The following is a 25,817-nucleotide window of genomic DNA, read 5'->3' on the forward strand; positions in this document are numbered from 1 at the left end:
AACTGTGTCTGCTTCCCTGCCCGTTGCGGCTCCGCGTCCGCTGAGTGAATATGCTGCCCTGCTGATTACCGCAGCGACCCTTATTCTGTTCCTCAGTGCCTGGTTCAGCGCCTAACATCTGACCACGGCCCGGCAACCGCTTCTGTCCCGGCGGTTCTCCAGAAAAAACTGAAACCGGTGTAACTGGACGATACGGCTGACAATGCTCAGCCCAAGTCCGATGCCGCCGTAGCGGCTGTCCATGCGGATAAACGCTTTACTCAGCTCACCACTTTTACTCTCATCAATGCCCGGCCCCTGATCTTCCACCACCAGCATCGGTTGCGGAGACGCGAGTAGCTGGACAGTGATCGTACTGTTGTCCGGGCTGTAGCGATGGGCATTCTCGACCAGGTTGCGCAGCAGCATCTTCAGCAGCGTCGCATCCCCGCGCACAAACTGCTCCTCCGGCAGATCGAGCAGCAGCGTCTGCTGATGCGCCTCCAGCATGATACTCAGCTCCGCCTCCATCGGCAGGATCACATCTGCAATCAGTCCCACGTTCTGGTAGGTGCCGGAGGTAAAGGACTGGCCGGCGCGTGCCAGACTTAAAAGCTGCGAGACGCTGTGCGTCATCTGATCCAGTCGCTGCACCAGTGGCTGCACTTTCACATCGCTGTTGCGCTCGATTAACTCCAGATGCAGCCGTAAGCCGGCCAGCGGCGTGCGCAGCTCATGCGCCACATCGGCGGTGAACAGACGTTCACGCTCCAGGCTGGTGTTAAGGCGCGCCACCAGCTGATTGATCGCCAGGGTGACCGCCTCGATTTCATGAACCTGACTGTGGCAGGTGATGGGGTGGAGATTATCTTCACCCCGACTTTCCAGCTCACGCTGTAGCTGATAGAGCGGCCGGGTGATCCATTTCACCGCCTGGTAGCAGAGCAGCAGCGTCAGCGTAATCATCACCAGGCTCGGCACCGCCAGGCTGGCGACCGCTTCATGGACCTCGCGCTTGACGTGGCTGTCCATGTTGCGCTTCTGCAGCTGCGCTTCCACCAGAAACTGAATCTGCTCTTTACTCTCATGCCAGAGCCAGACCACGCTGATCACCTGAAAGACCAGCAGGATCAGGCCGATGGTCAGGATCAGGCGAAAGCGCATACTGCGGTGATCGAATCGTCCTGTCATGTTGCCTCGCGCGGGGTCTCCTGCGTGACCAGTGCATAACCAAATCCGCGTACGGTGCGGATGGCGCTTTTGCCGATTTTGTCGCGCAGATTATGAATATGAACTTCCAGCGTATTGGTCGACGGCTCGGTCTCCCAGTTATAGATATCCTGGTAGAGAATTTCGCGGTGAACCGGATTGCCGGCCTTCAGCATCAGCCGTGACAGGATCGCAAACTCTTTGGGGGTGAGATCCAGCAGCTCATCGCTGAGCGTGATCTGACGGTGGGTCATATCCAGCGCCAGCGCGCCCACTCTGACCTGACTGTCGCCCTGATTGACGTGGCGGCGGATCAGCGCACGGATGCGCGCCAGCAGCTCATCCAGCGAGAACGGTTTGATCAGATAATCATCGGCACCCGCGTCCAGTCCGGCAATGCGTTCGCTGATGGTGTCGCGGGCGGTGAGGATCAGGACCGGGGTCATCTTCTTCTGCCGCCGCAGACGGATCAGGAAGTGCAGTCCATCCTCGTCCGGCAGGCCGAGATCCAGCACCACCAGACTGTAGAGGCCGCTGGCATAATGCGCTTCCGCATCCCGAACGCTGGTGACGCCATCGCAGACATAACCTTCACCTTCGAGCGCCAGTATCAGGCCCTGCAGCAGCAGGGCGTCATCTTCCACTATCAGTATCTTCATTCGTGTTGGCTCCGACACGATGTCAAAATATCATCCGCAGGCACATATTCGTGGGTTGCGGTGCCGGTTAATCCCAGCAGCGTTGAGAACAGATTATCCTGTGAGAAATCGTCTGTCGCCGCCAGTTTATTCAGGCAGGTGCGGTTAACCGCATAACGCTGCTGATAATCCGGGGAGAGCCAGATCAGCAGCGGCACATGCTTCTGCGTATCGGGCGCTATCGCATAGGGCAGGCCATGCAGGTAAGCCCCGTTTTCCCCCAGCGACTCGCCGTGGTCAGAGAGATAGACCAGGCTGGTGGTAAAGCGATCCTGATGCGCACGCAGCACGCCAATCGCCTTATCCACGATGTGATCCACATTGAGCAGCGTATTGTCATAGGTGTTGATCAACTGCTGCTGTGAACAGTCCTGAATCTGATTCGTGTCACAGGTCGGCTCAAACTGACGGAACTGTGGCGGGTAGCGATGGCTGTAGGTCGGGCCATGACTGCCTATGGTGTGCAGAACGATAATCGCGTTGCCTTTTAGCTGGCTGATGTACTCATCCAGGCCGTGGAACAGCACGTCATCATAACATTCGCCCTCAATACACATGCCGGGCAGGTTCAGGCTGGTCATATCCTGATGCGGCACCCGATCGCATGCTCCTTTACAGCCACCGTCATTCTCATTCCACAACACGCTGACCCCGGCGCGCTGAATGACATCCAGCACCCCCTCTTCATGGGCCGCCAGCACATCATCATAGTGGGCGCGCGGCATGTTGGAAAACATGCAGGGTACGGACACTGCCGTCGCCGTACCGCATGAGGTGGTGTGCGGGAAGTAAATCACATCATCTTTCGCCAGCAGGGGATTGGTCAGCCGGTCATATCCGCCCAGCGAGAAATTCTGTGCGCGTGAGGTTTCACCCAGCACCACAATCGTCAGGTTCGGTTTGCCCCGGCTGTGGCTGGCGTCCAGATGGGCATCTTCACCGATCCGTACCAGCGGCACATTCTGCAACTCATGATGCTTATACCAGGAGAGCGTGGCGGCGATGCTGTTAGAGGGGCTCAGCGCTTTGACCAGCTCGCGGTTGTTGCGGAACAGCGAGGCGTAATCCTTATAGAAGAGCAGGGCGATCAGCGCGATCAGCGCCGCTGACAGCACAATGCTGAGCAGGCGTGCCAGCACCCCGCGCCACTGCTGCCGTTTTATCCGCGGCCAGAACATCATCAGCGCCATCAGCACGCCTGAGGTGAGCAGGGTGAGGAGCAGCTGCGGTGTCAGCAGGGCAAAAGACTCGGAGGCGGTGGTATCCATCATGTTGGTGATCATCGAGCGATCGATCACGATGTTGTAGGTATGGATAAAATACTGCGCCGACGCGGAGAGCAGAATAAAGAGCGCCGCCAGCAGGCGATCCAGCCAGAAAAATGAGGCCAGCGTAAGCACGATATTGATGACGCTGAAGGCGACCAGCGGCATGGATAAAAACACCAGCGTGGTATGCAGGCTCGTCAGCGGCATCACCGCCAGCACCTGACGGTAATAGACCAGATTAAGGAAAACCGCGATATAGATCGCCGCCAGGAGGAGCAGAGTCAGGCGGCTAATCAGCGGCCTCTTCAGTGTAAACGCCATGTGTGCAGGCACCCGAGGAAAGGAAAGTGTGCTGAGAGTGCGCTTTCAATATTAGGAATACCTTAAGAAGCTTAAGCTTCGTTTCAGGCCGCCGGGTCCCCGAAGCGAAACGGCCGCAGCTCCGGTCAGCACTGGCCCTGCGGGGCAGCGGGGGAAACAGCACGCCTCCTGTTTTGGCTACTTTTCTGCTTACTTAACCGCAGCGGCTGGCATGAAAAGTGCATCTTTCTGGCATTACCCCTATTAATGACTACACTTAATCTGAAGATGTTCTCAGTGAGTCAGTATTGTCAGCAATGCGTTTGCACGTTTGAGGAGAGTGACCTATCTATTTACCCAGCTTTGCCCCTCAATCACCGCTTTATCAGAATTTCCCGCTTGCTGACCTGACTGCGTCAGGACATTCTTGTTTCAACTCAATGTTTTATTAAATCTGATTTTCAGGAGAAGTGACGTGACCCAGGTGGAAGAGACACATCCCACGTATCCGGCATTACGCAGCGGACAGTACGCCTTCTTTTTTGATGTCGACGGCACGCTGGCAGCGATACAGTCCCGTCCCGAAGCGGTATTCATTCCTCAGCAGGTCATCGCACAACTGCAACAGCTTTCTGACCATTGTCAGGGTGCCCTCGCGCTGGTTTCCGGCAGACCCATTGCACAGCTTGATGCGCTGGCCGCGCCCTGGCATGGACCCGCTGCGGGCGTGCATGGTGCAGAGCGCCGCAATGCGCAGGGTGAGCTGCATCGCATCAGCCTGCCCGCCGAGGTCGAGCAGGCGCTCCGGCAGGAACTGCAGGATGCCATGGCAGGCTGGCCTGGTACGCAGCTGGAGGTAAAAGGCATGGCCTTTGCGCTCCACTATCGCCAGGCGATGCAGCATGAGCAGGATGTGATGCGACTGGCCGAACAGTCCGTGAAGCGTTTTCCCGGACTGGCTCTGCAGCCGGGGAAATGTGTCGTTGAAATTAAACCGGCAGGCATCGATAAGGGCGCTGCGATCAGCGACCTTATGCAGCAGGCCCCGTTTGCCGGACGTACCCCCGTTTTTATCGGTGACGATTTGACCGACGAGAAGGGCTTTGTGGCGGTTAACGCGCAGCAGGGCATCTCGATTAAGGTCGGTGAAGGTTCCAGCCAGGCCCATTATCGGCTTACTGATGTCGATGCGGTTTACGGCTGGCTGGAAAAAACATTATTACTATTAGAGCAAGACAACGTCGGTAAGGAGTTTAGGTTATGAGTCGTTTAGTGGTTGTATCTAACCGTGTCGCCATGCCAGATGGGTCTAAAACCAGTGCAGGCGGTTTGGCCGTCGGCATCCTCGATGCCCTGAAAAGCACGGGTGGATTGTGGTTTGGCTGGAACGGTGAAATCAGCGAGTTTTCTGGTGAAGAAGAGGAGCAGGTCAGCGTTCAGGAACATGAGGGCATTGAGTATGCCTCCTTCCCGCTCAACCAGAACGAATATGATCTCTACTATTGCCAGTTCTCCAATACCGTCATCTGGCCCGCTTTCCATTATCGTCTCGACCTGGTGCAGTTCCAGCGTGAAGCCTGGGAAGGGTATTGTGACGTAAACGATATGGTTGCGCAGCGTCTGAAACCGCTGATTAAGCCTGATGACATTGTCTGGATCCACGATTATCACTTTTTACCGTTTGCCGCCGCGCTGCGCCGTGCGGGCATTAATAACCGCATTGGTTTCTTCCTGCATATTCCGTTCCCGACCCCGGAAATATTCAATGCACTGCCGCCGCATAAAGAGCTGCTGGAGATGCTGTGCGAGTATGATCTGCTCGGCTTCCAGACCGAATCTGACCGCGTGGCCTTCCTCGACAGCGTCAGCCAGCTAACGCAGTTGCAGAATAAGGGCGATAAAAAGCACCGCGCCTTTGGCAATACCTTTATGACTGAGGTTTACCCTATCGGGATTGAGCCGGACAGTATTAAAGAGATGGCCGAAGGACCTCTGCCGCCTAAGATGGCGGCGATGAAAAAAGAGCTGGGTGATGCGCGCAACATTATCGCCTGTGAGCGTCTCGACTATTCCAAAGGTCTGCCGGAGCGTTTTCTGGCTTACGAAGCGCTGCTGGAGAACTTCCCGCAGCATCGCGGCAAAATCCGCTACTCGCAGATTGCCCCGACTTCGCGCGGCGATGTGCAGGCGTATCAGGATATCCGTCATCAGCTGGAGACCGAAGCCGGGCGTATCAACGGTAAGTACGGCACGCTGGGCTGGACCCCGCTTTACTACCTTAACCAGCATTTTGACCGTCGCCTGCTGATGAAAATCTTCCGCCTGACTGACGTCGGCCTGGTCACGCCGCTGCGTGACGGGATGAACCTGGTCGCTAAAGAGTATGTCGCCGCCCAGGACCCGGACGATCCCGGCGTTCTGGTGCTCTCCCGCTTTGCCGGGGCCGCCAACGAGCTGACCTCAGCGTTGATCGTGAACCCTTATGACCGCGATGAAGTGGCGGCGGCACTGGATAAAGCGATTACCATGCCGCGGACGGAAAGGATCTCGCGCTACAACGACATGATGGCGGTATTGCGTAAGAACGATATTACCGCCTGGCGTGAAAACTTCCTGAAAGACCTGGAAGCCATTTCCCCGCGCAGCGCTGACCACGGCACCGATAATAAGGTCGCGACCTTCCCGAAACTCGCCTGACCTCATTAACAACGGCGGCGATATCCCTGCGATATCGCCGCCGTTTTTCGCCCCACCGCTTTTCAAACCTTTCCGCAAGCACCACAACTTGTCTGATACGCCGTTTTCGGCGCATTTCGTCTGGCAGGCCGATCAGGGCGTGAGGCTGGCCCGATAAATGCAACCCACGCAGAAATCCCGCGCTGTAGGGCTTATCCGCTTTCTTTACCTTTTTAACTCAAGTTTTAGCCCGACGTGCCGATACTCATAGTGCCATCGTATGCGTACCCCTCAACTCATTCGGCTTTCTTATGTAAACCCTTGTTACATCAGGTGCCGGTTCCTTAGCGACCCCTTGTCACTGTTAACGCCAGGTTGTCAGAAGGCCTTCTCACAGCCGTTATACCCTGACGATTTATTTACATACCCGCAGCGTTGCTCCCCTTAAGTAACTAATTTCACAGCAAATACCCGGCCTGTATTTCAGCATAAAATGCTGATTACTCATCTTTAAATGGTTCTAAATAGGGTGTTAAAACGATTAACACCCATTATTCATTCCGGACTGCGCAAACCGTCGAATAACGCTGCTTTTACCCCCTATTAAACCTTTCTCAGGACAAATTGGACTTAAAATCGCTCTTTTTTGCTCAAAAAATGACCACTCGATAAGCAATGGTAAAGGGTTGCTGAAGAAATTTGCCTTAAAAGTGTGATCTGCGTCACACTTTATCTAAAATTTCTCCTGGCTGTCGTTGTAACCCGAAATCAGACGATATAGATTTGCGTTGTTTTCGGAATAGTCCTAAAAAAAGTAAGAAGGCGTCACGGAAGATGTCCGGAACTCGAAAATAAAATGGCATGGATTTTCGACCTTCGGTGGGTCTGAAACTCACAAAAAACAGAAGGCGAAAAACAGTGACATCAAATTTATGTGAAATTTTTTTGCCATCTTTTGATTTATCAAACAGCAGCTCGAACCGCAGATCTTATTCTGCGATACAGTTACGTCGCATCTCTCAGGATGGAAAATAATGGGCACCTCTGAAGTACTGAAACATATTTACGATCTCAACTTGTCTTATTTACTGCTTGCGCAGCGTTTAATTAACCAGGATAAAGCTTCTGCAATGTTTCGCCTCGGCATTGACGAAAAAATGGCGAATGCATTATCAGAATTAACATTGCCTGAAATGGTAAAAATGGCGGAAACCAATCAGCTGGTTTGCCAGTTTCGTTTTACCGACAGCAGCACGATTAATCGCCTGACGCAGGAATCCCGCGTGGATGATTTACAGCAGATTCATACCGGCATTTTATTATCCAGCCGTTTACTGCGTAATGCGTCTAAAGAAGATCTGCCTGCTAAAAAGAGAGCAATGTCATGAGTGAGAAAAGTATTGTTCAGGAAGCGCGTGACATTCAGCTCGCAATGGAGTTGATTTCGTTAGGTGCACGCTTACAGATGTTAGAGAGCGAAACCCAGCTGAGCCGGGGTCGTCTGATTAAGCTCTATAAAGAACTGCGTGGCAGCCCGCCGCCAAAAGGCATGCTGCCGTTCTCCACGGACTGGTTCATGACCTGGGAGCAGAACATCCACGCTTCCATGTTCTGTAACGCCTGGAAATTTTTGCTGAAAACCGGCCTGTGCAGTGGCGTCGATGCCGTCATCAAAGCCTACCGGTTATACCTTGAGCAGTGTCCGCAATCGGACGAGGGCCCGCTGTTGGCGCTGACCCGCGCCTGGACCCTGGTCCGATTTGTTGAAAGTGGCATGCTGGAACTGGCTGACTGCAAATGCTGCAATGGCAGCTTTATTAACCATGCACATCAGCCGGTTGGCAGCTTTACCTGCAGCCTGTGCCAGCCACCATCACGTGCCGTAAAAAGACGTAAACTTTCTGCAGAATCTGCCGATATGTTTCCACAACTGCTGGATGAACAGGTTAAACACGCCGTTTAAGTTTGTTCGCACTGTGGAAGCCATCCAGCAGCGGTTAATACCGCTGCTTTTTTTTGCTTCCGGTTTGAGAATAACGCCTGCGGCTCTCTGGCTTAACTTCCACCAACACGTTACGGACGTAAGGATTTTTTGTGCTGATAATTATAGGTTACCTGGTTGTTTTAGGCTCCGTGTTGGGCGGATATGCACTGGTCGGTGGCCATCTGGGCGCGCTTTATCAGCCAGCCGAATTATTAATGATCGGCGGCGCGGGTGCCGGTGCTTTTTTAGTCGGCAACAATGGCAAGTCGATTAAAAAGACCATGAAAGCGCTGCCGCTGTTATTTCGCGGCTCAAAGTACAACAAAGCGGTTTACATGGATCTGATGGCGCTGCTTTATCGTCTAATGGCCAAATCGCGTCAGCAGGGGATGTTATCGCTGGAACGCGATATCGAAGATCCCAGCCAGAGTGAAATTTTTGCTAATTATCCCCGCATTCTTGCCGATAAACAGTTAGTCGATTTCATTACTGACTATCTGCGTCTGATGGTCAGCGGCAACATGAACGCCTTTGAAATTGAAGCGTTGATGGATGAAGAAATTGAGACTTACGAACATGAGTGTGACGTACCAGCCCAGAGTATAGCGGCGGTGGGTGACGGACTGCCGGCATTCGGTATCGTGGCAGCGGTCATGGGCGTGGTGCACGCACTGGCGTCGGCCGACCGTCCGGCGGCGGAACTGGGCGCACTGGTGGCCCATGCGATGGTGGGAACCTTCCTGGGCATTTTGCTGGCCTACGGATTTATCTCTCCACTGTCATCCGTTCTGCGTCAGAAGTGTGCGGAAACCACCAAGATGATGCAGTGCATCAAGGTGACGCTGCTGTCGAGCCTGAACGGTTATGCCCCGCAGATTGCGGTGGAGTTTGGTCGTAAGACGCTCTATTCCGCCGAGCGCCCGTCGTTCAGCGAACTGGAAGAGCATGTGCGTAACGCTAAGAACCCGGCTAAACAGACTTCGGACGAGGCTTCATGAAACACGGCAATCGCCCAATTGTGCTGATCAAAAAGCGCAAACATAAAGGCCATGAAGGCAGCCACGGTTCGTGGAAGATTGCCTACGCCGACTTTATGACGGCGATGATGGCCTTTTTTATGGTGATGTGGCTGCTGTCGATCGCAAACCCGCAGCAGCTGGTGCAGATAGCAGACTACTTTAAAACGCCACTGAAAGTGGCGATCACCGGCGGGCAGCGCAGCAGCGACAGCGAAAGCCCGATCCCCGGCGGCGGGGATGATCCGACGAAAAAGATCGGTGAAGTGAACAAAAAGGTCGATATGGATGCGCAGAAACGTCAGCTGGATGAGATCCGTCTCAACCGGCTGCGGGAGAAGCTCGATCAGATGATTGAGGCCGATCCGCGTCTGAAAACGCTGCGTCCGCATCTGATTATTAACATGGTGGAAGAGGGGCTGCGTATTCAGATTATCGACAGCCAGAATCGCCCGATGTTTAAGACCGGCAGTGCCGAGGTGGAGCCTTATATGCGCGACATTCTGCGTGCGATAGCGCCGATCCTCAATGACATCCCGAACCGCATCAGCCTGGCCGGACATACTGATGACTTCCAGTATGCCGGCGGCGACAAAGGCTACAGCAACTGGGAACTCTCGACCGACCGCGCTAACGCCTCCCGCCGTGAACTGGTGATGGGCGGCCTGGACAGCGGCAAAGTTTTGCGGGTGTTGGGTATGGCCGACACCATGCGCCTGAAAAATCGCGGCGGGAATGATGCAGTGAACCGCCGCATCAGCCTGCTGGTGTTGAACCATGACACCGAAGCGGCAATAGAAAAAGAGAACGCAGAAAGTGATGCCGTCCAGATCAGCGATCCGGCGGCCATTGAAAAAATTACCGCACCGCCAGCACCCCAGGGCAGCGCGGTGAATACAGCAGCCCCCTCACAGCCGAGGTGATTCCCGTGAGTATGGACATCAGCGATTTTCACCAGACGTTTTTTGATGAAGCCGATGAGCTATTAGCGGATATGGAACAACACCTGCTGGGCCTTGACCCGCAGGAGCCAGATTCTGAACAGCTCAACGCCATCTTCCGTGCCGCTCACTCCATTAAGGGTGGGGCCGGAACCTTTGGTTTTACGGTATTACAGGAAACGACTCACATCCTGGAAAACATTCTGGATGGTGCTCGTCGCGGCGAGATGCAGCTCAGCACCGACATCATCAACCTGTTTTTGGAAACCAAAGATATTATGCAGGAACAGCTCGATGCATATAAAACCGCGCAGGAGCCGAACGCGGAAAGCTTCAAATATATCTGTGAAGCACTGCGCCAGCTGGCGCTGGAGGCTAAAGGTCTGCCGGCAGAACTGCCGGTCAGCGTGGTGCCTGTCAGTGAAGAACCTGTCAGCACCAGCACCAGCAGCAGTGGCCTGCGTGTTCAGCTGATCGACCTCAAAGAGAAAGAAGTCGATCTGATGCTGGAAGAGATGGGCAATCTCGGCACCCTGACCAACGTGCAGAAAGGCAGCACCACGCTGGATGTCTGCATCGATGGCGTGGGCAAAGATGACATCGTGGCGGTGCTCTGCTTCGTCATCGACGAAGCACAGATCCGCTTCCCGGAAGCGGACGACGCCGTTGCCGCACCGGTGGCGGCGGTTGCCGCGCCCGTGGTGGAAGAAGTCCACACGGCCAGCGTCACCGAACTGCCGGTGGCACCAGCGAAGCGTGAAAGCAAGCGCGCCGCGGCCCCGGCCAAATCAAGCGAATCCACCAGTATCCGCGTGGCGGTAGAGAAGGTTGATCAGCTGATCAACCTGGTGGGCGAGCTGGTGATCACCCAGTCCATGCTGGCGCAGCGTTCCGGCGAGCTGGACCCGGTCGCGCATGGCGACCTGCTGAACAGCATGGGTCAGCTGGAGCGTAATGCCCGCGATCTGCAGGAATCGGTGATGTCGATTCGTATGATGCCAATGGAATATGTCTTCAGCCGCTTCCCGCGTCTGGTGCGTGACCTGGCCAGCAAGCTCGGCAAAGAGGTTGAACTGACCCTGCTGGGCAGCTCGACCGAACTCGATAAGAGCCTGATTGAGCGCATCATCGACCCGTTAACGCACCTGGTGCGTAACAGCCTGGACCACGGTATCGAAACGCCTGAGAAACGCGTGGCGGCTGGCAAGGTTGCGACCGGTAACCTGACGCTCTCCGCGGAACACCAGGGCGGCAACATCTGTATCGAAGTCTCCGACGATGGTGCCGGCCTTAACCGTGAACGTATCCTGGCTAAAGCGCTCTCATCCGGCCTGCCGGTCAGCGAGAACATGAGCGATGAAGAGGTCGGCATGCTGATCTTCGCGCCAGGCTTCTCCACCGCAGAGCAGGTGACAGATGTTTCCGGACGCGGCGTTGGTATGGACGTGGTGAAACGAAACATTCAGGAGATGGGCGGTCACGTCGAAATCGCCTCGAAGCAGGGCAAAGGCACCACCATTCGCATCCTGCTGCCTCTGACGCTGGCCATCCTCGACGGCATGTCCGTTCGTGTGGCTGACGAAGTCTTCATTCTGCCGCTGAATGCGGTGATGGAGTCGCTGCAACCGCGCGCCGAAGAGCTGAAGCCGCTGGCGGGTGGCGAGTGCGTGCTGGAAGTGCGTGGCGAATATCTGCCGCTGGTTGAATTGTGGAACGTCTTTGATGTGCAAGGCGCGAAAACGGAAGCCACGCAGGGCATCGTCGTGATCCTGCAGAGCGCGGGCAAACGCTATGCGCTGCTGGTCGATCAGCTGATTGGTCAGCATCAGGTGGTGGTGAAGAACCTGGAGAGCAACTATCGCAAGGTGCCGGGCATCTCTGCCGCGACCATTCTGGGTGACGGTAGCGTCGCGCTGATTGTCGATGTCTCCGCCCTGCAATCTCTGAACCGTGAAAAACGTGTGGCCGGCGCTGCCGCCTGATTGAAAACGAAAAGGTAAATAACATGAATGGAATGGCAACCGTGACAAAAATTGCTGGCGAAACCGTAGGTCAGGAGTTCCTGGTTTTCACGCTGGGCGACGAAGAGTACGGCATCGATATCCTTAAGGTGCAGGAGATCCGCGGTTACGATCAGGTTACCCGTATCGCAAACACCCCTGACTTTATCCGTGGTGTAACCAACCTGCGCGGCGTTATCGTGCCGATCATCGATCTGCGCGTGAAGTTTGCACAGCCCGATGTGGAGTACAATGACAACACCGTGGTCATCGTGCTGAATCTGGAAAACCGCGTGGTCGGCATTGTGGTTGACGGCGTCTCTGATGTGCTGTCGCTGACCCAGGATCAGATCCGTCCTTCCCCGGAGTTCGCGGTCACCATGTCTACCGAATACCTGACCGGTCTGGGTGCGCTCGGCGAGCGTATGCTGATTCTGGTCGACATCGAGAAGCTGCTGAGCAGCGACGAGATGGCGCTGGTCGATAACCTGCGCGCGTAAGGTTTTCATCACGGGCCGGTCTTAACCGGCCCGTGATCATTCTCACCGGTAATTATCCCTTTCTGTTCAGATAATAAACACGTCTCCCCCTCTGATTTTTTGCCTCCTCCTGCCGATACTTCAGACGTCACCTCAAATCACTTACTTTTTTCAGGGTTAATCATGTTAACGAAAATCCGTGTTGTCACCAGTCTGTTGCTGGTGTTGCTGGTGTTTGGGCTTTTACAGGCCATCTCCGGTTCTGTTTTCTACTCCGCGCTGAGCCACGACAAGCAGAGTTTCGCGGTCTCCCAGCTGGCGGCCAAAAATACTGAGGCACTGAACGACGCCTATCTCAGCCTGAACCAGAGCCGGGTCCTGCTGACGCGTGTTCAGTTACGTTTCGCTACCAGCAAACTGGAGGGCAAAACTGCCGACGTCGCGGGGCTGTTTGAAGAGAGCAAAGGATTCCAGCAGTCGGCAGAGGGCTTTTACCGGCTGTTCAAAGAGACACCGGACACCCCGGGACAGAATCAGCAACTTAACAGCCAGCTCGACCAGCGCTACGCGGATTATGCCGGGGCGCTGGGTGCCATGCAGACGGCGCTGCAGGCGGGCGATCTCACCGCCGCCGGTAAAATTCCGGTCGCCCCCAGTCAGAGTGCCTTTTTAACCCTCTATCGCGAGTGGCGTGCCGATCAGAATCGCCTGGCTTCGCTGGGCGCAGAGGCGAACAGCGCGGCCTACAGCCGGATGATGTGGATCCTGGGCACGATTCTGGTCGCCGTGCTGGCGGTGATTCTGCTCTGCTGGTCCGGACTGCGTAAAATCGTTCTGACGCCGCTGAACGAGAGCATCGATCACATCCGGCATATCGCCCGGGGTGATTTAACCCATACCATCGTCGTGGAAGGGCGCAACGAGATGACGCAGCTTGCCGCCAGTCTGCATGAGATGCAGCAGTCGCTGGTGCGTACCGTCAGCCAGGTGCGCGATGGCTCAGATGCGATTTTCACTGGTGCCAGTGAGATCTCCGCCGGGAATAATGATCTCTCCGCCCGGACGGAACAGCAGGCCGCCTCACTGGAGCAGACCGCAGCCAGCATGGAGCAGCTGACCGCCACCGTGAAACAGAACGCCGAAAACGCGCGTCAGGCGTCACAGCTGGCGCTCAGTGCCTCGCAAACCGCAGAAAAAGGCGGCAGCGTGGTGGATGGCGTGGTGAAAACCATGAGTGAAATCGCCGGCAGCTCGAAGAAGATTGCCGACATCACCAGCGTGATTGATGGCATCGCTTTCCAGACCAACATTCTGGCGCTGAACGCCGCCGTGGAAGCGGCCCGCGCCGGTGAACAGGGACGCGGATTTGCGGTGGTGGCAGGGGAAGTGCGCAACCTGGCGCAGCGCAGCGCCCAGGCGGCCAAAGAGATCAAAGGGCTGATCGACGACTCGGTCAACCGGGTCAGCATTGGCTCACAGCTGGTCGGCACCGCCGGTGAAACCATGAACGATATCGTCAGCGCGGTGACCCGCGTCACCGACATCATGGGCGAAATCGCCTCGGCCTCTGATGAGCAGAGTCGGGGAATTGATCAGGTGGGGGAGGCGGTCACCGAAATGGATCGTGTCACTCAGCAGAACGCCTCGCTGGTAGAGGAGTCTGCGGCCGCGGCGGCCTCGCTTGAAGATCAGGCCAGCCGGTTAAGCCAGTCCGTATCGCTGTTTAAAATCAGACGCGACGCTGCCCCACAGACCCTGACGAAGCATGTGCCGATCGCCGCCCCCGTGACCGCGCAGCCCGCCTCACGCAAAGCCCTGACGGCACCGGTCAGTGACACCCACTGGGAAACCTTCTGACCGCTGACAGAACGTCACACGCCAGTGAAACGCACTGGCGATCCGTGCGATTTAACGCTGCGCATCCTGCGGGCTGCGCAGCGCCCTCCATGATTTTTCTGACTAAAGTCAAACTGATAGCCCCGCGCTGATAAAAATAATTACAAAAGCCATTTTCGGTCTTCAGGTGCCGAAAAGCGTTAATTAATCCCGTAATCACGCCGATATAGCCGCTGCACCTTAATCAACCTGCAGGGGAACGAGATGTTAAAAAAATAAAAGTGGTGACCAGTTTAATCGCCGTACTGGTTATCTTTGGCGCGCTCCAGTTAATGTCTGGCAGCCTTTTCTGGTCCGCTCTGAATAATGACAAAGCGGCTTTTGCACTGTCGCAGGTCTCTAACCGCAACGTCACCTCGATGACGGATGCCTATATCTCTCTGAACAACAGCCGCACCACACTGAACCGCGCCATGCTGCGGTTGCAGACCAGCATGGCGGCGCAGATGAACGGCGGTCAGCTGGATGATCTGATGAACCGCGCTAACAGTCAGTTAGCGGAAGCCGATCGTCACTTCAAAATCTACTACGATCTGCCTGCCACGCCGGGCCTGGAAGTGGCGCTGCGTGACAGACTCGAAGCGGATTATGCGCAATATGAAAAAGGGCTGAAGGGGATGGTGGCGAGCCTGCAGGCCCGCGATCTGGAAGGGATGTTCAAACAGAACATCGAGCAGAAGCAGGTTGCCATGCAGGAGAGTTACAGCGCATGGCGTGAACGTCAGACTGAGCTTTCCGATCAGGGCATGGCGCAGAACCAGCGTGCCTTCACCCAGATGATGTGGCTGCTGGGCGCGATTGGCGTTACGGTCATTGCCGTGATCGTCGCCTGCTGGTTTGGCCTGCGTCAGGTGCTGATTCAGCCGCTGCACCAGCTGCTGACTCAGATTCGCGCTATCGCGTCTGGCGATCTGACACAGCCGATTGTGGTTGATGGCCGCAACGAGATGAGCCAGCTGGCCGCAGGCATCCATGAGATGCAGCAGTCACTGGTGATGACGGTCGGCAATGTGCGCGACGGCTCTGATGCCATCTTTACCGGCGCCAGCGAAATCGCGGCCGGTAACAACGATCTGTCGGCCCGCACCGAAGAGCAGGCCGCCTCGCTGGAGCAGACCGCAGCCAGCATGGAACAGCTGACCGCCACCGTGAAGCAGAATGCGGACAACGCTCGTCAGGCCTCTCAGCTGGCGCTGACCGCCTCGGAAACCGCGCAGCAGGGCGGAAAAGTGGTCGATGGTGTCGTCAGCACCATGAAAGAGATCGCGGGCAGCTCGAAGAAAATTGCTGACATCATCAGCGTGATCGATGGCATCGCCTTCCAGACGAACATCCTGGCGCTGAACGCCGCCGTGGAAGCGGCGCGAGCCGGTGAACAGGGTCGCGGTTTTGCGGTCGTGGCCGGTGAAGTCCGCAGCCTGGCGCAGCGCAGCGCACAGGCCGCCAAAGAGATTAAAGGCCTGATCGAAGATTCCGTGTCGCGCGTCAACAGTGGCTCACTGCAGGTGGAAAGCGCCGGCAGCACCATGAGCGAGATCGTCGGGGCGGTCACCCGCGTCACCGACATCATGGGCGAAATCGCCTCGGCATCGGATGAGCAGAGCCGCGGTATTGAGCAGGTCGGACAGGCGGTGACGGAGATGGATCGCGTCACGCAGCAGAACGCCTCGCTGGTTGAGGAGTCGGCCGCCGCCGCCGCCGCACTGGAGCAGCAGGCCAGCGTACTGATGCAGGCGGTCTCCGTTTTCAAAATCTCCCGCGCCTGATTTTCCTTCCTTTGACTCTGGTGACGGCGTAAAGCCGTCGCCATCCATAAAGTTCCCTCACGTTGCGCCGATAAACAAAACGAATCGCAACCAATGAGGTGTTTATGTTTAGTCGAGTACGCGTTGTTTCCGGCCTGCTGTGTGTGCTGGCGCTGTTTGCGCTGCTGCAGCTGTTTTCCGGCGGAATGTTCTTCAAAACTGTCAGTTCAGATAAAGATAACTTTGCCTATAACCAGCGTCTGAATACGCTGCAGCAGGCTATGGGCACCTCATGGGTTTCGCTTGTTCAGGCGCGCAACACCCTCAACCGCGCCGGTATTCGTTTTCTGCAGGATGCGCAGATGGCGGGATCGGGTGCCAGCGTGAAAGAGCTGGTGGCACTGGCGGGTGAAGAGCTGAAACAGGCGGAAATCAACTACCAGATCTTCAACGATAACCTGTCGGAGAAGGGCAAAACGGCCGAAAACGTCCTGGCACTGCAGGCGAACTACAAGGCCTATCACGATGCGCTGGCGGAGCTGATGGTCTTCTTCACCACCGGCAACTTCAAGGGCTTTGTTGATCAGCCAACCCAGAGCTATCAGGACAAGTTCCAGAAAGATTACACCGCCTGGCTTGAGTACAACCAGGTCCTGGCGAAGCAGGGTGTCGAAGCTAACCAGCAGGCCTATACCCGTTCTATCACCATCGTGGTTGCCACGCTGGCGGTCACGCTGCTGATGATTATCCTCGTGTGGAATGTGATGCGCTCGGTGCTGATCCGTCCGCTGCGTCAGAGCATGGAACATATCCAGCACATTGCGCGTGGCGATCTGACTCAGCCGATCGAGATTAGCGTGCGAAACGAAATCGGTGAGTTGCTGACCTCTCTGCAGCACATGCAGCAGGAGCTGGTGCGTACCGTACGTACCGTGCGTGATGGCTCTGACGCCATCTACACCGGTGCCAGCGAAATCGCTATCGGCAACAACGATCTCTCTTCGCGTACGGAAGAGCAGGCGGCCTCTCTGGAGCAGACTGCGGCCAGTATGGAGCAGCTGACGGCCACCGTGAAGCAGAACGCCGAAAACGCCCGTCAGGCGTCCAAGCTGGCGCTGACCGCCTCTGAAACCGCGCAGCAGGGCGGCAAAGTGGTGGATGGCGTGGTCACCACCATGAAAGAGATTGCGGGCAGCTCGAAGAAAATTGCCGATATCACCAGCGTCATCGACGGTATCGCCTTCCAGACCAACATTCTGGCGCTGAACGCGGCGGTTGAAGCCGCCCGTGCGGGTGAACAGGGGCGCGGTTTTGCCGTGGTGGCCGGTGAAGTGCGCAGCCTGGCGCAGCGCAGCGCCCAGGCCGCAAGAGAGATCAAAGGCCTGATTGAAGATTCCGTGAGTCGCGTGAATACCGGCTCGGTGCTGGTAGAAAGCGCCGGTGACACCATGAGCAACATCGTCAGCGCGGTAACCCGCGTGACCGACATCATGGGTGAAATCGCCTCTGCGTCAGACGAGCAGAGCCGCGGTATCGACCAGGTTGGCCTGGCGGTTACCGAGATGGATCGCGTGACCCAGCAGAACGCCTCGCTGGTTGAAGAGTCAGCGGCAGCCGCTGCGGCGCTCGAAGATCAGGCAAGTCACTTAAAACAGGCGGTTTCAGTGTTCAATATTGGTAAAGAATTTGTCGCTCAGGCCGTTAACAAGACAACGGTGACAAAAACCCTACAGCTTGATGCGCCGTTAGCCGTTGGCCGTCAGTCTGCTGCGCGCAGTGACGACAACTGGGAAACCTTTTAATCGCCCGTCGTCCGGCCGCCGTTTTGCGGCCGGACATCGCAGCAGAGTTAATGTATTCAGTTCGGGCCAGGTGCAGAGATGAAAAAATCGACGATATTAGATCAAAATGAGACGACAACGCTGCTGTCACAGATGGTGCAGCGCCTGCCGCTCTCCGATGCGCATTTTCGCCGTATCAGCCAGCTGATCTATCAGCGTGCCGGTATCGTACTGGCCGATCACAAGCGTGAGATGGTTTACAACCGTCTGGTTCGTCGTCTGCGCACGCTGAACATCGACGATTTTGGTCGCTACCTGGCGCTGCTGGAGTCCGACCCGAACAGTGCCGAGTGGCAGGCGTTTATTAACGCCCTGACGACTAACCTGACCGCGTTCTTCCGTGAAGCGCATCACTTCCCGATTCTGGCGGAGCATGCACGTAAGCGTCAGGGCAACTTCAGCGTCTGGAGCACCGCGGCGTCAACCGGCGAAGAACCCTATTCGATCGCCATGACGCTGGCCGAAACGCTGGGGACCGGACCCGGCAAATTTCAGGTTCACGCCAGCGATATCGACACTCAGGTACTGGAAAAAGCGGTTTCCGGCGTCTATCGCCAGGAGGAGCTGCGCACGCTGTCACCGGCGCAGATGCAGCGCTTCTTTCTGCGCGGAACCGGGCCGCATGCGGGCATGGTGCGGGCGCGCCCTGAGCTCAGTGGCCTGGTCACGTTCGCCCAGCTTAACCTGCTGGCTAACGAGTGGGCGCTGCCGGGGCCGTTTGACGCCATATTCTGTCGCAATGTGATGATCTATTTCGATAAAGAGACGCAGGAGAAGATTCTGCGTCGGTTTGTCCCGCTGCTGAAGCCGGGCGGCATTCTGTTCGCCGGTCACTCAGAGAACTTCAGTCAGATCAGTAAAGAGTTCTGGCTGCGCGGACAAACCGTCTATGGACTGACGAAGGAAAGATGATGAGCAAAATCACCGTGATGTGCGTAGATGACTCTGCGCTGATGCGGCAACTGATGACGGAAATCATCAACAGTCATCCGGATATGGAGATGGTCGCTACGGCACCGGATCCGCTGGTCGCCCGCGATTTGATTAAGCAGTTCAATCCGCAGGTGCTGACGCTGGATGTGGAAATGCCGCGCATGGATGGCCTCGATTTCCTGGAAAAACTGATGCGGTTACGCCCGATGCCGGTCGTGATGGTCTCCTCGCTGACCGGAAAAGGCTCCGAGATTACGCTGCGGGCGCTGGAACTGGGGGCGGTCGATTTCGTCACCAAGCCCCAGCTCGGCATCCGCGAAGGGATGCTGGCTTACAGCCAGATGATTGGCGACAAGATCCGCGCCGCGGCCCGTGCCCGTCTGCATAACCGCGCCGCGATGCCGGCCCCGGTGACGCTGAAAGCAGGGCCGCTGCTGAGTAGTGAGAAACTGATTGCGATTGGCTCCTCTACCGGCGGCACCGAGGCGATCCGTCATGTGCTGCAGCCGTTACCGGCGACCAGCCCGGCGCTGCTGATTACCCAGCACATGCCGCCAGGCTTTACCCGCTCCTTTGCCGAGCGTCTGAACAAGTTGTGTCAGATCACGGTGAAAGAGGCGGAAGATGGCGAGCGTATTCTGCCGGGTCACGCCTATATCGCGCCAGGCGCGATGCATATGGAGCTGGCCCGAAGCGGTGCCAACTATGTCGTGAAGCTCAATGACGGCCCGCCGGTTAACCGGCACAAGCCGTCGGTGGATGTGCTGTTCAAATCGGTGGCGATCAACGCCGGACGAAATGCGGTGGGGGTGATCCTCACCGGCATGGGCAACGACGGCGCCGCCGGGATGCTGGAGATGAACCGGGCGGGAGCCTGGACCATCGCCCAGAGCGAGGCCAGCTGTGTGGTATTTGGCATGCCGCGTGAGGCAATTGCCACAGGCGGTGTGAATGAAGTCGTGGATTTAAGCAACATCAGCCAGCACATGCTGGCGAAAATTAGCGCCGGACAGGCATTGCGTATTTAACAGGCCCGTCCTGCCGGGCGAGACAACTCAGGAGTAGATATGGCTGATAAAAACATGCGCTTTTTGGTAGTAGACGACTTCAATACGATGCGTCGTATTGTCCGTAACCTGCTGAAAGAGCTGGGCTTCAATAACGTAGAAGAAGCAGAAGATGGTGTGGATGCCCTTGGCAAACTGAAAGCAGGCGGTTTCGACTTCGTCATTTCTGACTGGAACATGCCAAACATGGATGGCCTGCAGCTGCTGCAGACCATTCGTGCCGACGCGACGATGAGCACGCTGCCGGTGTTGATGGTGACCGCAGAAGCGAAGAAAGAGAACATTATCGCTGCAGCTCAGGCAGGCGCCAGCGGATATGTGGTGAAGCCTTTCACCGCCGCTACCCTGGAAGAGAAGCTGGGTAAAATTTTTGAAAAACTGGGCATGTAAGGAGATGTGATGAGCGACCTTCCGAAACCAACTATGGATGCCTCGGCACACGACATCATCAGTCGCATCGGGTCTCTGACCCGCATGCTGCGCGACAGCCTGCGCGAGCTGGGGCTGGATAAAGCCATCGCCGATGCCGCTGAAGCTATTCCTGATGCCCGCGACCGTCTGGATTACGTGGTGCAGATGACGGCGCAGGCCGCCGACCGTGCGCTGAACTGTGTTGAAGCAGCTCAGCCACATCAGGATAAAATGGAAGCCGGGGCAACTCAGCTGAAAGGGCGTTGGGATGAGTGGTTTGAGAACCCGATTGAACTGGGTGATGCGCGGGAGTTGGTGACGGATACGCGCGCATTCCTCGACGCTGTGCCAGAGCATACCTCCTTCACCAACAAACAGCTGCTGGCCATCATGATGGCGCAGGATTTCCAGGATCTGACCGGTCAGGTGATCAAGCGCATGATGGATGTGATCCAGGAGATTGAGCGCCAGCTGTTGATGGTGCTGCTGGAGAACATGCCGGAAGTCAGCGCAGAGAAGCGCCAGGAGGGCACCAGCCTGCTGAATGGGCCGCAGATCCACGCCGATGCACCGGGCGTGGTGGCGAACCAGGATCAGGTTGATGACCTGCTGGACAGCTTAGGGTTCTGACCCGATGTTGTCCGCCTGCGGGCGGGCAACAGCGCTGTACTGCCGCAAAACAGGGTCACCCTCCGGTGGCCCCGTTCCCCATTGCCAGATTCATCCCCGAAAGAACGCCCTTTTTCCCCATCTTATCTCCGCTTTGACTTAAGCCAGATTTGGCATCCTATGCTCAGAATTCCTGCCAGCTGAGGTTTGTCGTGGCTGAAGAAAGCGACGAAGACAAAACAGAATCGCCCACGGCCCACCGACTTGAGAAAGCGCGTGAAGAGGGCCAGATTCCGCGTTCGCGCGAACTGACGTCATTACTGATGCTGCTGGCCGGCATCATGATCCTGTGGGTAGGCGGCAACATGATGGCGCACCGGCTGGCCGCGATGGTGGCCACCGGCCTCCGCTTTGATCATGGCATGGTCAGAGATGACAAAATCATTGTCAGCCACATCGGCGGACTGATCACCCAGGCGCTGATGGCGCTGCTGCCCCTGATGGGCGGGCTGGTGCTGGTGGCGATTGCCGCCCCCATGCTGCTGGGCGGTATCGTGTTCAGCGGCAAATCGATCAAGTTCGACCTGAAAAAACTGAGTCCGATGGCCGGTTTTAAGCGGATGTTTGCCGCTCAGGCCTGGACCGAACTGTTTAAAGGCGTGCTCAAAACCATTCTCGTCGGTGCCGTAGGCTGGTGGTACATCTGGAGCCACTGGCCGGAGATGCTGCGGCTGATCAGCGAAGCCCCGGTCACCGCGCTGATCCACGGCATGGAGATGATCGCCGTCTGCTGTTCGCTGGTGATGCTGGGGCTGGTGCCGATGGTGGGGTATGACGTCTTCTGGCAGCTCTACAGCCACTTCAAAAAGCTGAAGATGTCGATGCAGGAGATCCGCGACGAGCATAAGCAGCAGGAGGGTGACCCGCACGTTAAGGGGCGTATCCGCCAGCAGATGCGCGCCGCCGCGCGCCGCCGCATGATGGCGGATGTGCCGAAAGCTGACGTGATCGTCACCAACCCGACGCACTACTCGGTGGCGCTGCAGTACAACGAGAAGAAGATGAGTGCGCCAAAAGTCGTCGCCAAAGGCGCAGGCGAGATAGCCCTGAGAATTCGCGAACTGGGCGCGGAGCACCGCATCCCGGTTCTGGAAGCACCGCCGCTGGCGCGTGCCTTGTATCGACACACTGAGATTGGTCAGCACATCCCCGGCGCGCTTTATGCTGCCGTGGCAGAGGTACTGGCATGGGTCTGGCAGTCACGCCGCTGGAAGCGTGAAGGCGGCCTGATCCCAGCCAAACCAAAAAACCTGCCGGTTCCGGCAGAGATGGACTTTGCAGGAGAGAGCAAAAACGATGGCTAACAACCTGGCCGCAAAACTACGTTTACCGGGCAACTTTAAAGAGATGCAGTGGCAGGTGCTGGCAGGTCCGGTGCTGATCCTGATGATCCTGTCGATGATGGTGCTGCCTTTACCGCCATTCATCCTCGATCTGCTGTTTACCTTTAACATTGCGCTGTCAATCATGATCCTGCTGGTGTCGATGTTCACCCAGCGGACCCTGGAGTTTGCGGCATTCCCGACCATCCTGCTCTTCTCTACGCTGCTGCGCCTGGCGCTCAACGTCGCGTCGACCCGTATCATCCTGATGGAAGGACACACGGGTGCCGCGGCGGCGGGGCAGGTGGTGGAAGCGTTCGGCCACTTCCTGGTGGGCGGAAACTTCGCCATCGGTATTGTGGTGTTTATCATCCTCGTCATCATCAACTTCATGGTTATTACCAAGGGTGCCGGGCGTATCGCGGAAGTTGGCGCGCGCTTTGTGCTGGACGGGATGCCCGGTAAGCAGATGGCAATCGATGCCGACCTCAACGCCGGTCTGATCGGCGAAGATGAGGCCAAGCGTCGCCGTGCAGAGGTGACCCAGGAAGCGGACTTTTATGGCTCGATGGACGGTGCCAGTAAGTTCGTTCGCGGGGATGCCATCGCAGGCATCATGATCATGGTGATTAACGTCATCGGCGGCCTGCTGGTCGGCGTGGTGCAGCACGGTATGGATGTGGGTCATGCCGCAGAAACCTATACCCTGCTGACCATCGGTGATGGTCTGGTCGCTCAGATCCCGGCGCTGGTTATCTCCACCGCGGCCGGTGTTATCGTTACGCGCGTCGCCACCGATCAGGATGTGGGCGAGCAGATGGTCACCCAGTTGTTCAAAGATCCGCGCGTGCTGATGCTCAGCGCCGGGGTGATCGGTCTGCTGGGCCTGGTGCCGGGCATGCCTAACTTTGTCTTCCTGCTGTTTACCGCGGCCTTACTGGGTCTGGCCTGGTGGCTGCGCGGCCGCGAAATGCAGCCGAAGAAGAAAGTGGACACTGCAGGCAGCATCAGTAACAAAGCGGCGGCGGACACGCCTGCCACCACGGAAGCCTCCTGGACCGATGTGCAGCTGGAAGACACGCTGGGCATGGAAGTGGGCTACCGCCTGATTCCGATGGTCGATCATCAGCAAAATGGCGAGCTGCTGGGGCGTATCCGCAGTATCCGTAAGAAGGTCGCTCAGGATGTCGGTTTCCTGCCGCCGGTCGTGCACATTCGCGACAATATGGAGCTGCCGCCTGCACGCTACCGCATTCTGATGAAAGGGGTGGAGATTGGCAGCGGGGATGCCTACCCTGGCCGCTGGATGGCGATCAACCCAGGCACGGCGGCTGGCTCGCTGCCGGGTGAAGCCACAGTCGATCCCGCCTTTGGCCTGGCGGCGGTCTGGATTGACAGCGCGCTGAAAGAGCAGGCGCAGATTCAGGGCTTTACCGTAGTGGAAGCCAGTACCGTCGTCGCGACCCACCTTAATCACCTGATTGGTCAGTACGCCAGCGAGCTGTTTGGTCGTCAGGAAGCGCAGCAGTTGCTGGATCGGGTGACGCAGGAGATGCCGAAGCTGACCGAGGATCTGGTGCCGGGTGTGATCACGCTGACGACACTGCATAAAGTGTTGCAAAACCTGCTGGTTGAGCGGGTGTCGATTCGCGATATGCGAACCATTATTGAAACGCTGGCGGAGCATGCGCCGGTGCAGAGCGATCCGCAGGAGCTGACCAGCGTCGTTCGTGTGGCGCTGGGCCGTGCGATTACCCAGCAGTGGTTCCCGGGTAATGATGAGGTGCAGGTGATCGGGCTGGACTCGACGCTGGAGCGGCTCTTGCTGCAGGCCCTGCAGGGCGGCGGCGGGCTGGAGCCGGGGCTGGCCGATCGGCTGTTAAGCCAGGCACAGGCGGCGTTGCAGCGTCAGGAGATGCTGGGCGCACCACCGGTGCTGCTGGTCAATCATCCGCTGCGTGCGCTGCTGGCGCGTTTCCTGCGCCGCAACCTGCCACAGCTGGTGGTAATTTCAAATCTGGAGCTGAGCGACAACCGCCAGATCCGCATGACCGCCACTATCGGAGGCAAATAATGCGCTGGCCAATCGCTCTGTTGTTGCTGCTGCCGCTGATGGCACAGGCGGCCGGCGGGGCCTGGAGTGGCAGTGCCAGCGGGCCACCGCTGGCAAACCGGGGCAGCTGGATGCGGTCGCAGCCGCTGACGCCCCCCACCGGTGTGGGCGGTGAGGTCAGCGTAATCAGCTGGCGTTATGAGCTGAGCCGGCCGGCGCCTTCCGGCCTGGAGGTGCGGCTCTGCGGCGTGCAGCGCTGCGCAACGCTGGAGGGGGCCAGCGGGGTGACGCGCGGGCTGGCCCATCTGAGTGCCGATGAACCGCTCCATATGGTGTTTGGTTTTGCCGGAAGCGGGGCGCTGCCACCAGGTTTGCGGGTGGTCAGCAGCGAAGTGATGGTCAACTACGAGTAGGGCGTTTACCGGAGAGCCTGAAAGAAGCCTGAGATCCGGGAGATGTGATATCAGGGCGCGCTCAGCGCGGCCCTGGTGTCCGTTGAAAGATTTGCCTGTAAACGCGCCGTCAGGGCGACGTTCTTCACTTTCACGCCACCTGATTCTCTTTCTGCGCCAGAAACGTCTTCAGCGGGGTTACGCGACTGATCTCCTCCTGAGCGCGTGCATCGTGCATCACTTCCCAGACATCAACACTGTTCTGCAGGTTAAGCCAGAACTCCACACTGGTCTCAAAGGCCGAAGCCAGTCTGAAAGCCATATCCGGTGTCAGCTTCCTGTTATTGTTCACCAGAGCGCTGACGGTGTTACGGTGTACCTTCAGCATCTCTGCTAAATCAAGGATTTTCAGGCCAGCTGGCTCCAGGTATTCGTAAAGTAACACGTCGCCAACAGTAGTCGGTTTTCGGGTCGCCTGATTCATATCGTTGCTCTCTTCATCTCTTTCAGCGTCTGATAATGCTGCCGGCAGGGTGGCAGCGTCCGACATCAGGATGTCTGGTGATTATCATTTGTGTCTTTTGTAGCTATGCGGGTCCAGTTAGAGATCAACAGCCTTACCGTCGATCCATTTGAAAATCAGCCGGTATTGCTCATTGACTCTGATTGCTGCATATCCTTTCAGGGGTGGGTTCAGCTCCTCATAACGATTGCCTGGTGGTGATCTCAGATCCTGATAATTTACCGCGGCATTAATAATATCGAGCTTTCTGGCCAGGGCTGATGAGAGTGTCATCGGGATTTTTCCGGAATGTTTCCCATATAAAAAAAAGTCCCTGAGCCATTCATCCCTGAAACTGTCGATGTTCCTTAACGTTGCCACATCATGACCTCCCTGTATCATGTTGAAATCAGCTTAGCGCACCGTTGCACAGTGC

At 57.0% G+C, this 25,817-nt stretch carries 23 protein-coding genes; 18 read left to right on the top strand and 5 right to left on the bottom strand.

Features of this window, described 5'->3' with window-relative positions:
* Positions 1–111: 111 nt before the first annotated feature.
* From pmrB to eptA, 3 genes are read right to left on the bottom strand one after another with little or no spacing between them, the layout of a single operon-like run.
* Complete coding sequence (gene pmrB / locus S7A_RS08265) at positions 112–1,170, bottom strand: two-component system sensor histidine kinase PmrB (protein WP_009089652.1); 1,059 nt, start codon at positions 1,168–1,170, stop codon at positions 112–114.
* Entirely contained in the window at positions 1,167–1,847 is a 681-nt protein-coding gene (gene pmrA, locus S7A_RS08270; protein ID WP_009089654.1) for a two-component system response regulator PmrA, read from the bottom strand. The genes pmrB and pmrA overlap by 4 nt, the downstream gene beginning before the upstream one ends.
* Complete coding sequence (gene eptA / locus S7A_RS08275) at positions 1,844–3,475, bottom strand: phosphoethanolamine transferase EptA (RefSeq protein WP_009089656.1); 1,632 nt, start codon at positions 3,473–3,475, stop codon at positions 1,844–1,846. Before eptA ends, pmrA begins: the two co-directional genes overlap by 4 nt.
* A gap of 454 nt (positions 3,476–3,929) precedes the next feature.
* Here eptA and otsB point away from each other — a divergent pair, with 454 nt between their 5' ends.
* The 18 genes from otsB to S7A_RS08365 all read left to right on the top strand — a co-directional run bounded on the left by otsB (position 3,930) and on the right by S7A_RS08365 (position 24,900).
* Positions 3,930–4,718, top strand: a complete 789-nt coding sequence (gene otsB, locus S7A_RS08280; protein WP_009089658.1) for a trehalose-phosphatase — start codon at positions 3,930–3,932, stop codon at positions 4,716–4,718.
* Positions 4,715–6,151, top strand: a complete 1,437-nt coding sequence (otsA, locus tag S7A_RS08285) for an alpha,alpha-trehalose-phosphate synthase (protein ID WP_009089660.1) — start codon at positions 4,715–4,717, stop codon at positions 6,149–6,151. The genes otsB and otsA overlap by 4 nt, the downstream gene beginning before the upstream one ends.
* Positions 6,152–7,164: 1,013 nt before the next feature.
* Positions 7,165–7,518, top strand: a complete 354-nt coding sequence (gene flhD / locus S7A_RS08290; protein ID WP_009089661.1) for a flagellar transcriptional regulator FlhD — start codon at positions 7,165–7,167, stop codon at positions 7,516–7,518.
* The gene (flhC, locus tag S7A_RS08295) at positions 7,515–8,093 is read left to right on the top strand and encodes a flagellar transcriptional regulator FlhC (protein WP_009089663.1); all 579 of its coding nucleotides are present in this window, start codon (positions 7,515–7,517) and stop codon (positions 8,091–8,093) included. The genes flhD and flhC overlap by 4 nt, the downstream gene beginning before the upstream one ends.
* 131 nt (positions 8,094–8,224) lie before the next feature.
* Positions 8,225–9,112, top strand: coding sequence for a flagellar motor stator protein MotA (gene motA, locus S7A_RS08300; protein WP_009089665.1), 888 nt, complete (start codon positions 8,225–8,227; stop codon positions 9,110–9,112).
* A complete protein-coding gene (motB, locus tag S7A_RS08305) occupies positions 9,109–10,053 on the top strand; it encodes a flagellar motor protein MotB (RefSeq protein ID WP_009089667.1) in 945 nt (314 codons plus the stop codon). The genes motA and motB overlap by 4 nt, the downstream gene beginning before the upstream one ends.
* Positions 10,054–10,064: 11 nt before the next feature.
* On the top strand, positions 10,065–12,053 hold the full coding sequence (gene cheA / locus S7A_RS08310) for a chemotaxis protein CheA (protein ID WP_192810378.1): 1,989 nt from the start codon (positions 10,065–10,067) through the stop codon (positions 12,051–12,053).
* A 23-nt stretch (positions 12,054–12,076) separates the two neighbouring features.
* Positions 12,077–12,571, top strand: a complete 495-nt coding sequence (cheW, locus tag S7A_RS08315; protein ID WP_009089670.1) for a chemotaxis protein CheW — start codon at positions 12,077–12,079, stop codon at positions 12,569–12,571.
* A 162-nt stretch (positions 12,572–12,733) separates the two neighbouring features.
* Positions 12,734–14,407, top strand: a complete 1,674-nt coding sequence (locus tag S7A_RS08320; protein ID WP_009089671.1) for a methyl-accepting chemotaxis protein — start codon at positions 12,734–12,736, stop codon at positions 14,405–14,407.
* Positions 14,408–14,667: 260 nt separating this feature from the next.
* Positions 14,668–16,212, top strand: coding sequence for a methyl-accepting chemotaxis protein (locus S7A_RS08325; protein WP_009089673.1), 1,545 nt, complete (start codon positions 14,668–14,670; stop codon positions 16,210–16,212).
* 104 nt (positions 16,213–16,316) lie between these two features.
* Entirely contained in the window at positions 16,317–17,993 is a 1,677-nt protein-coding gene (locus tag S7A_RS08330; RefSeq protein ID WP_009089675.1) for a methyl-accepting chemotaxis protein, read from the top strand.
* A gap of 78 nt (positions 17,994–18,071) precedes the next feature.
* Positions 18,072–18,944 (top strand): protein-glutamate O-methyltransferase CheR, encoded by an 873-nt coding sequence (gene cheR, locus S7A_RS08335; protein ID WP_009089677.1) that lies wholly within the window; start codon positions 18,072–18,074, stop codon positions 18,942–18,944.
* Positions 18,944–19,993, top strand: a complete 1,050-nt coding sequence (locus S7A_RS08340; RefSeq protein ID WP_009089678.1) for a chemotaxis response regulator protein-glutamate methylesterase — start codon at positions 18,944–18,946, stop codon at positions 19,991–19,993. Before cheR ends, S7A_RS08340 begins: the two co-directional genes overlap by 1 nt.
* 39 nt (positions 19,994–20,032) lie before the next feature.
* The gene (cheY, locus tag S7A_RS08345; protein WP_009089680.1) at positions 20,033–20,422 is read left to right on the top strand and encodes a chemotaxis response regulator CheY; all 390 of its coding nucleotides are present in this window, start codon (positions 20,033–20,035) and stop codon (positions 20,420–20,422) included.
* A 9-nt stretch (positions 20,423–20,431) separates the two neighbouring features.
* Complete coding sequence (gene cheZ / locus S7A_RS08350) at positions 20,432–21,073, top strand: protein phosphatase CheZ (RefSeq protein ID WP_009089682.1); 642 nt, start codon at positions 20,432–20,434, stop codon at positions 21,071–21,073.
* Between the two features lie 191 nt (positions 21,074–21,264).
* The gene (gene flhB / locus S7A_RS08355) at positions 21,265–22,416 is read left to right on the top strand and encodes a flagellar biosynthesis protein FlhB (protein ID WP_009089683.1); all 1,152 of its coding nucleotides are present in this window, start codon (positions 21,265–21,267) and stop codon (positions 22,414–22,416) included.
* Positions 22,409–24,508, top strand: coding sequence for a flagellar biosynthesis protein FlhA (gene flhA / locus S7A_RS08360; protein WP_009089685.1), 2,100 nt, complete (start codon positions 22,409–22,411; stop codon positions 24,506–24,508). The genes flhB and flhA overlap by 8 nt, the downstream gene beginning before the upstream one ends.
* Positions 24,508–24,900 carry a flagellar protein FlhE gene (locus S7A_RS08365; RefSeq protein WP_009089686.1) on the top strand — a complete coding sequence of 131 codons (393 nt, stop codon included), beginning with the start codon at positions 24,508–24,510 and terminating at the stop codon, positions 24,898–24,900. The genes flhA and S7A_RS08365 overlap by 1 nt, the downstream gene beginning before the upstream one ends.
* 130 nt (positions 24,901–25,030) lie before the next feature.
* Here the strand turns inward: S7A_RS08365 and S7A_RS08370 are convergent, their stop codons facing one another.
* Together S7A_RS08370 and S7A_RS20775 are read right to left on the bottom strand one after the other, a co-directional pair.
* The gene (locus S7A_RS08370) at positions 25,031–25,363 is read right to left on the bottom strand and encodes a HigA family addiction module antitoxin (protein ID WP_033736526.1); all 333 of its coding nucleotides are present in this window, start codon (positions 25,361–25,363) and stop codon (positions 25,031–25,033) included.
* A gap of 117 nt (positions 25,364–25,480) precedes the next feature.
* Positions 25,481–25,783 carry a type II toxin-antitoxin system RelE/ParE family toxin gene (locus tag S7A_RS20775; protein WP_009089690.1) on the bottom strand — a complete coding sequence of 101 codons (303 nt, stop codon included), beginning with the start codon at positions 25,781–25,783 and terminating at the stop codon, positions 25,481–25,483.
* Positions 25,784–25,817: the final 34 nt, after the last annotated feature.

Source organism: Pantoea sp. Sc1, assembly GCF_000255315.1.
GTDB classification, from domain to species: domain Bacteria; phylum Pseudomonadota; class Gammaproteobacteria; order Enterobacterales; family Enterobacteriaceae; genus Pantoea; species Pantoea anthophila.

Excerpts from the sequence above, each read along its gene's own strand:
- pmrB (WP_009089652.1), bottom strand. The coding sequence starts at position 1,170 with ATGACAGGACGATTCGATCACCGCAGTATGCGCTTTCGCCTGATCCTG.
- pmrA (WP_009089654.1), bottom strand. The coding sequence starts at position 1,847 with ATGAAGATACTGATAGTGGAAGATGACGCCCTGCTGCTGCAGGGCCTG.
- eptA (WP_009089656.1), bottom strand. The coding sequence starts at position 3,475 with ATGGCGTTTACACTGAAGAGGCCGCTGATTAGCCGCCTGACTCTGCTC.
- otsA (WP_009089660.1), top strand. The coding sequence starts at position 4,715 with ATGAGTCGTTTAGTGGTTGTATCTAACCGTGTCGCCATGCCAGATGGG.
- flhD (WP_009089661.1), top strand. The coding sequence starts at position 7,165 with ATGGGCACCTCTGAAGTACTGAAACATATTTACGATCTCAACTTGTCT.
- flhC (WP_009089663.1), top strand. The coding sequence starts at position 7,515 with ATGAGTGAGAAAAGTATTGTTCAGGAAGCGCGTGACATTCAGCTCGCA.
- motB (WP_009089667.1), top strand. The coding sequence starts at position 9,109 with ATGAAACACGGCAATCGCCCAATTGTGCTGATCAAAAAGCGCAAACAT.
- cheA (WP_192810378.1), top strand. The coding sequence starts at position 10,065 with ATGGACATCAGCGATTTTCACCAGACGTTTTTTGATGAAGCCGATGAG.
- cheW (WP_009089670.1), top strand. The coding sequence starts at position 12,077 with ATGAATGGAATGGCAACCGTGACAAAAATTGCTGGCGAAACCGTAGGT.
- S7A_RS08320 (WP_009089671.1), top strand. The coding sequence starts at position 12,734 with ATGTTAACGAAAATCCGTGTTGTCACCAGTCTGTTGCTGGTGTTGCTG.
- S7A_RS08330 (WP_009089675.1), top strand. The coding sequence starts at position 16,317 with ATGTTTAGTCGAGTACGCGTTGTTTCCGGCCTGCTGTGTGTGCTGGCG.
- cheR (WP_009089677.1), top strand. The coding sequence starts at position 18,072 with ATGAAAAAATCGACGATATTAGATCAAAATGAGACGACAACGCTGCTG.
- S7A_RS08340 (WP_009089678.1), top strand. The coding sequence starts at position 18,944 with ATGAGCAAAATCACCGTGATGTGCGTAGATGACTCTGCGCTGATGCGG.
- cheY (WP_009089680.1), top strand. The coding sequence starts at position 20,033 with ATGGCTGATAAAAACATGCGCTTTTTGGTAGTAGACGACTTCAATACG.
- cheZ (WP_009089682.1), top strand. The coding sequence starts at position 20,432 with ATGAGCGACCTTCCGAAACCAACTATGGATGCCTCGGCACACGACATC.
- flhA (WP_009089685.1), top strand. The coding sequence starts at position 22,409 with ATGGCTAACAACCTGGCCGCAAAACTACGTTTACCGGGCAACTTTAAA.
- S7A_RS08365 (WP_009089686.1), top strand. The coding sequence starts at position 24,508 with ATGCGCTGGCCAATCGCTCTGTTGTTGCTGCTGCCGCTGATGGCACAG.
- S7A_RS08370 (WP_033736526.1), bottom strand. The coding sequence starts at position 25,363 with ATGAATCAGGCGACCCGAAAACCGACTACTGTTGGCGACGTGTTACTT.
- S7A_RS20775 (WP_009089690.1), bottom strand. The coding sequence starts at position 25,783 with ATGATACAGGGAGGTCATGATGTGGCAACGTTAAGGAACATCGACAGT.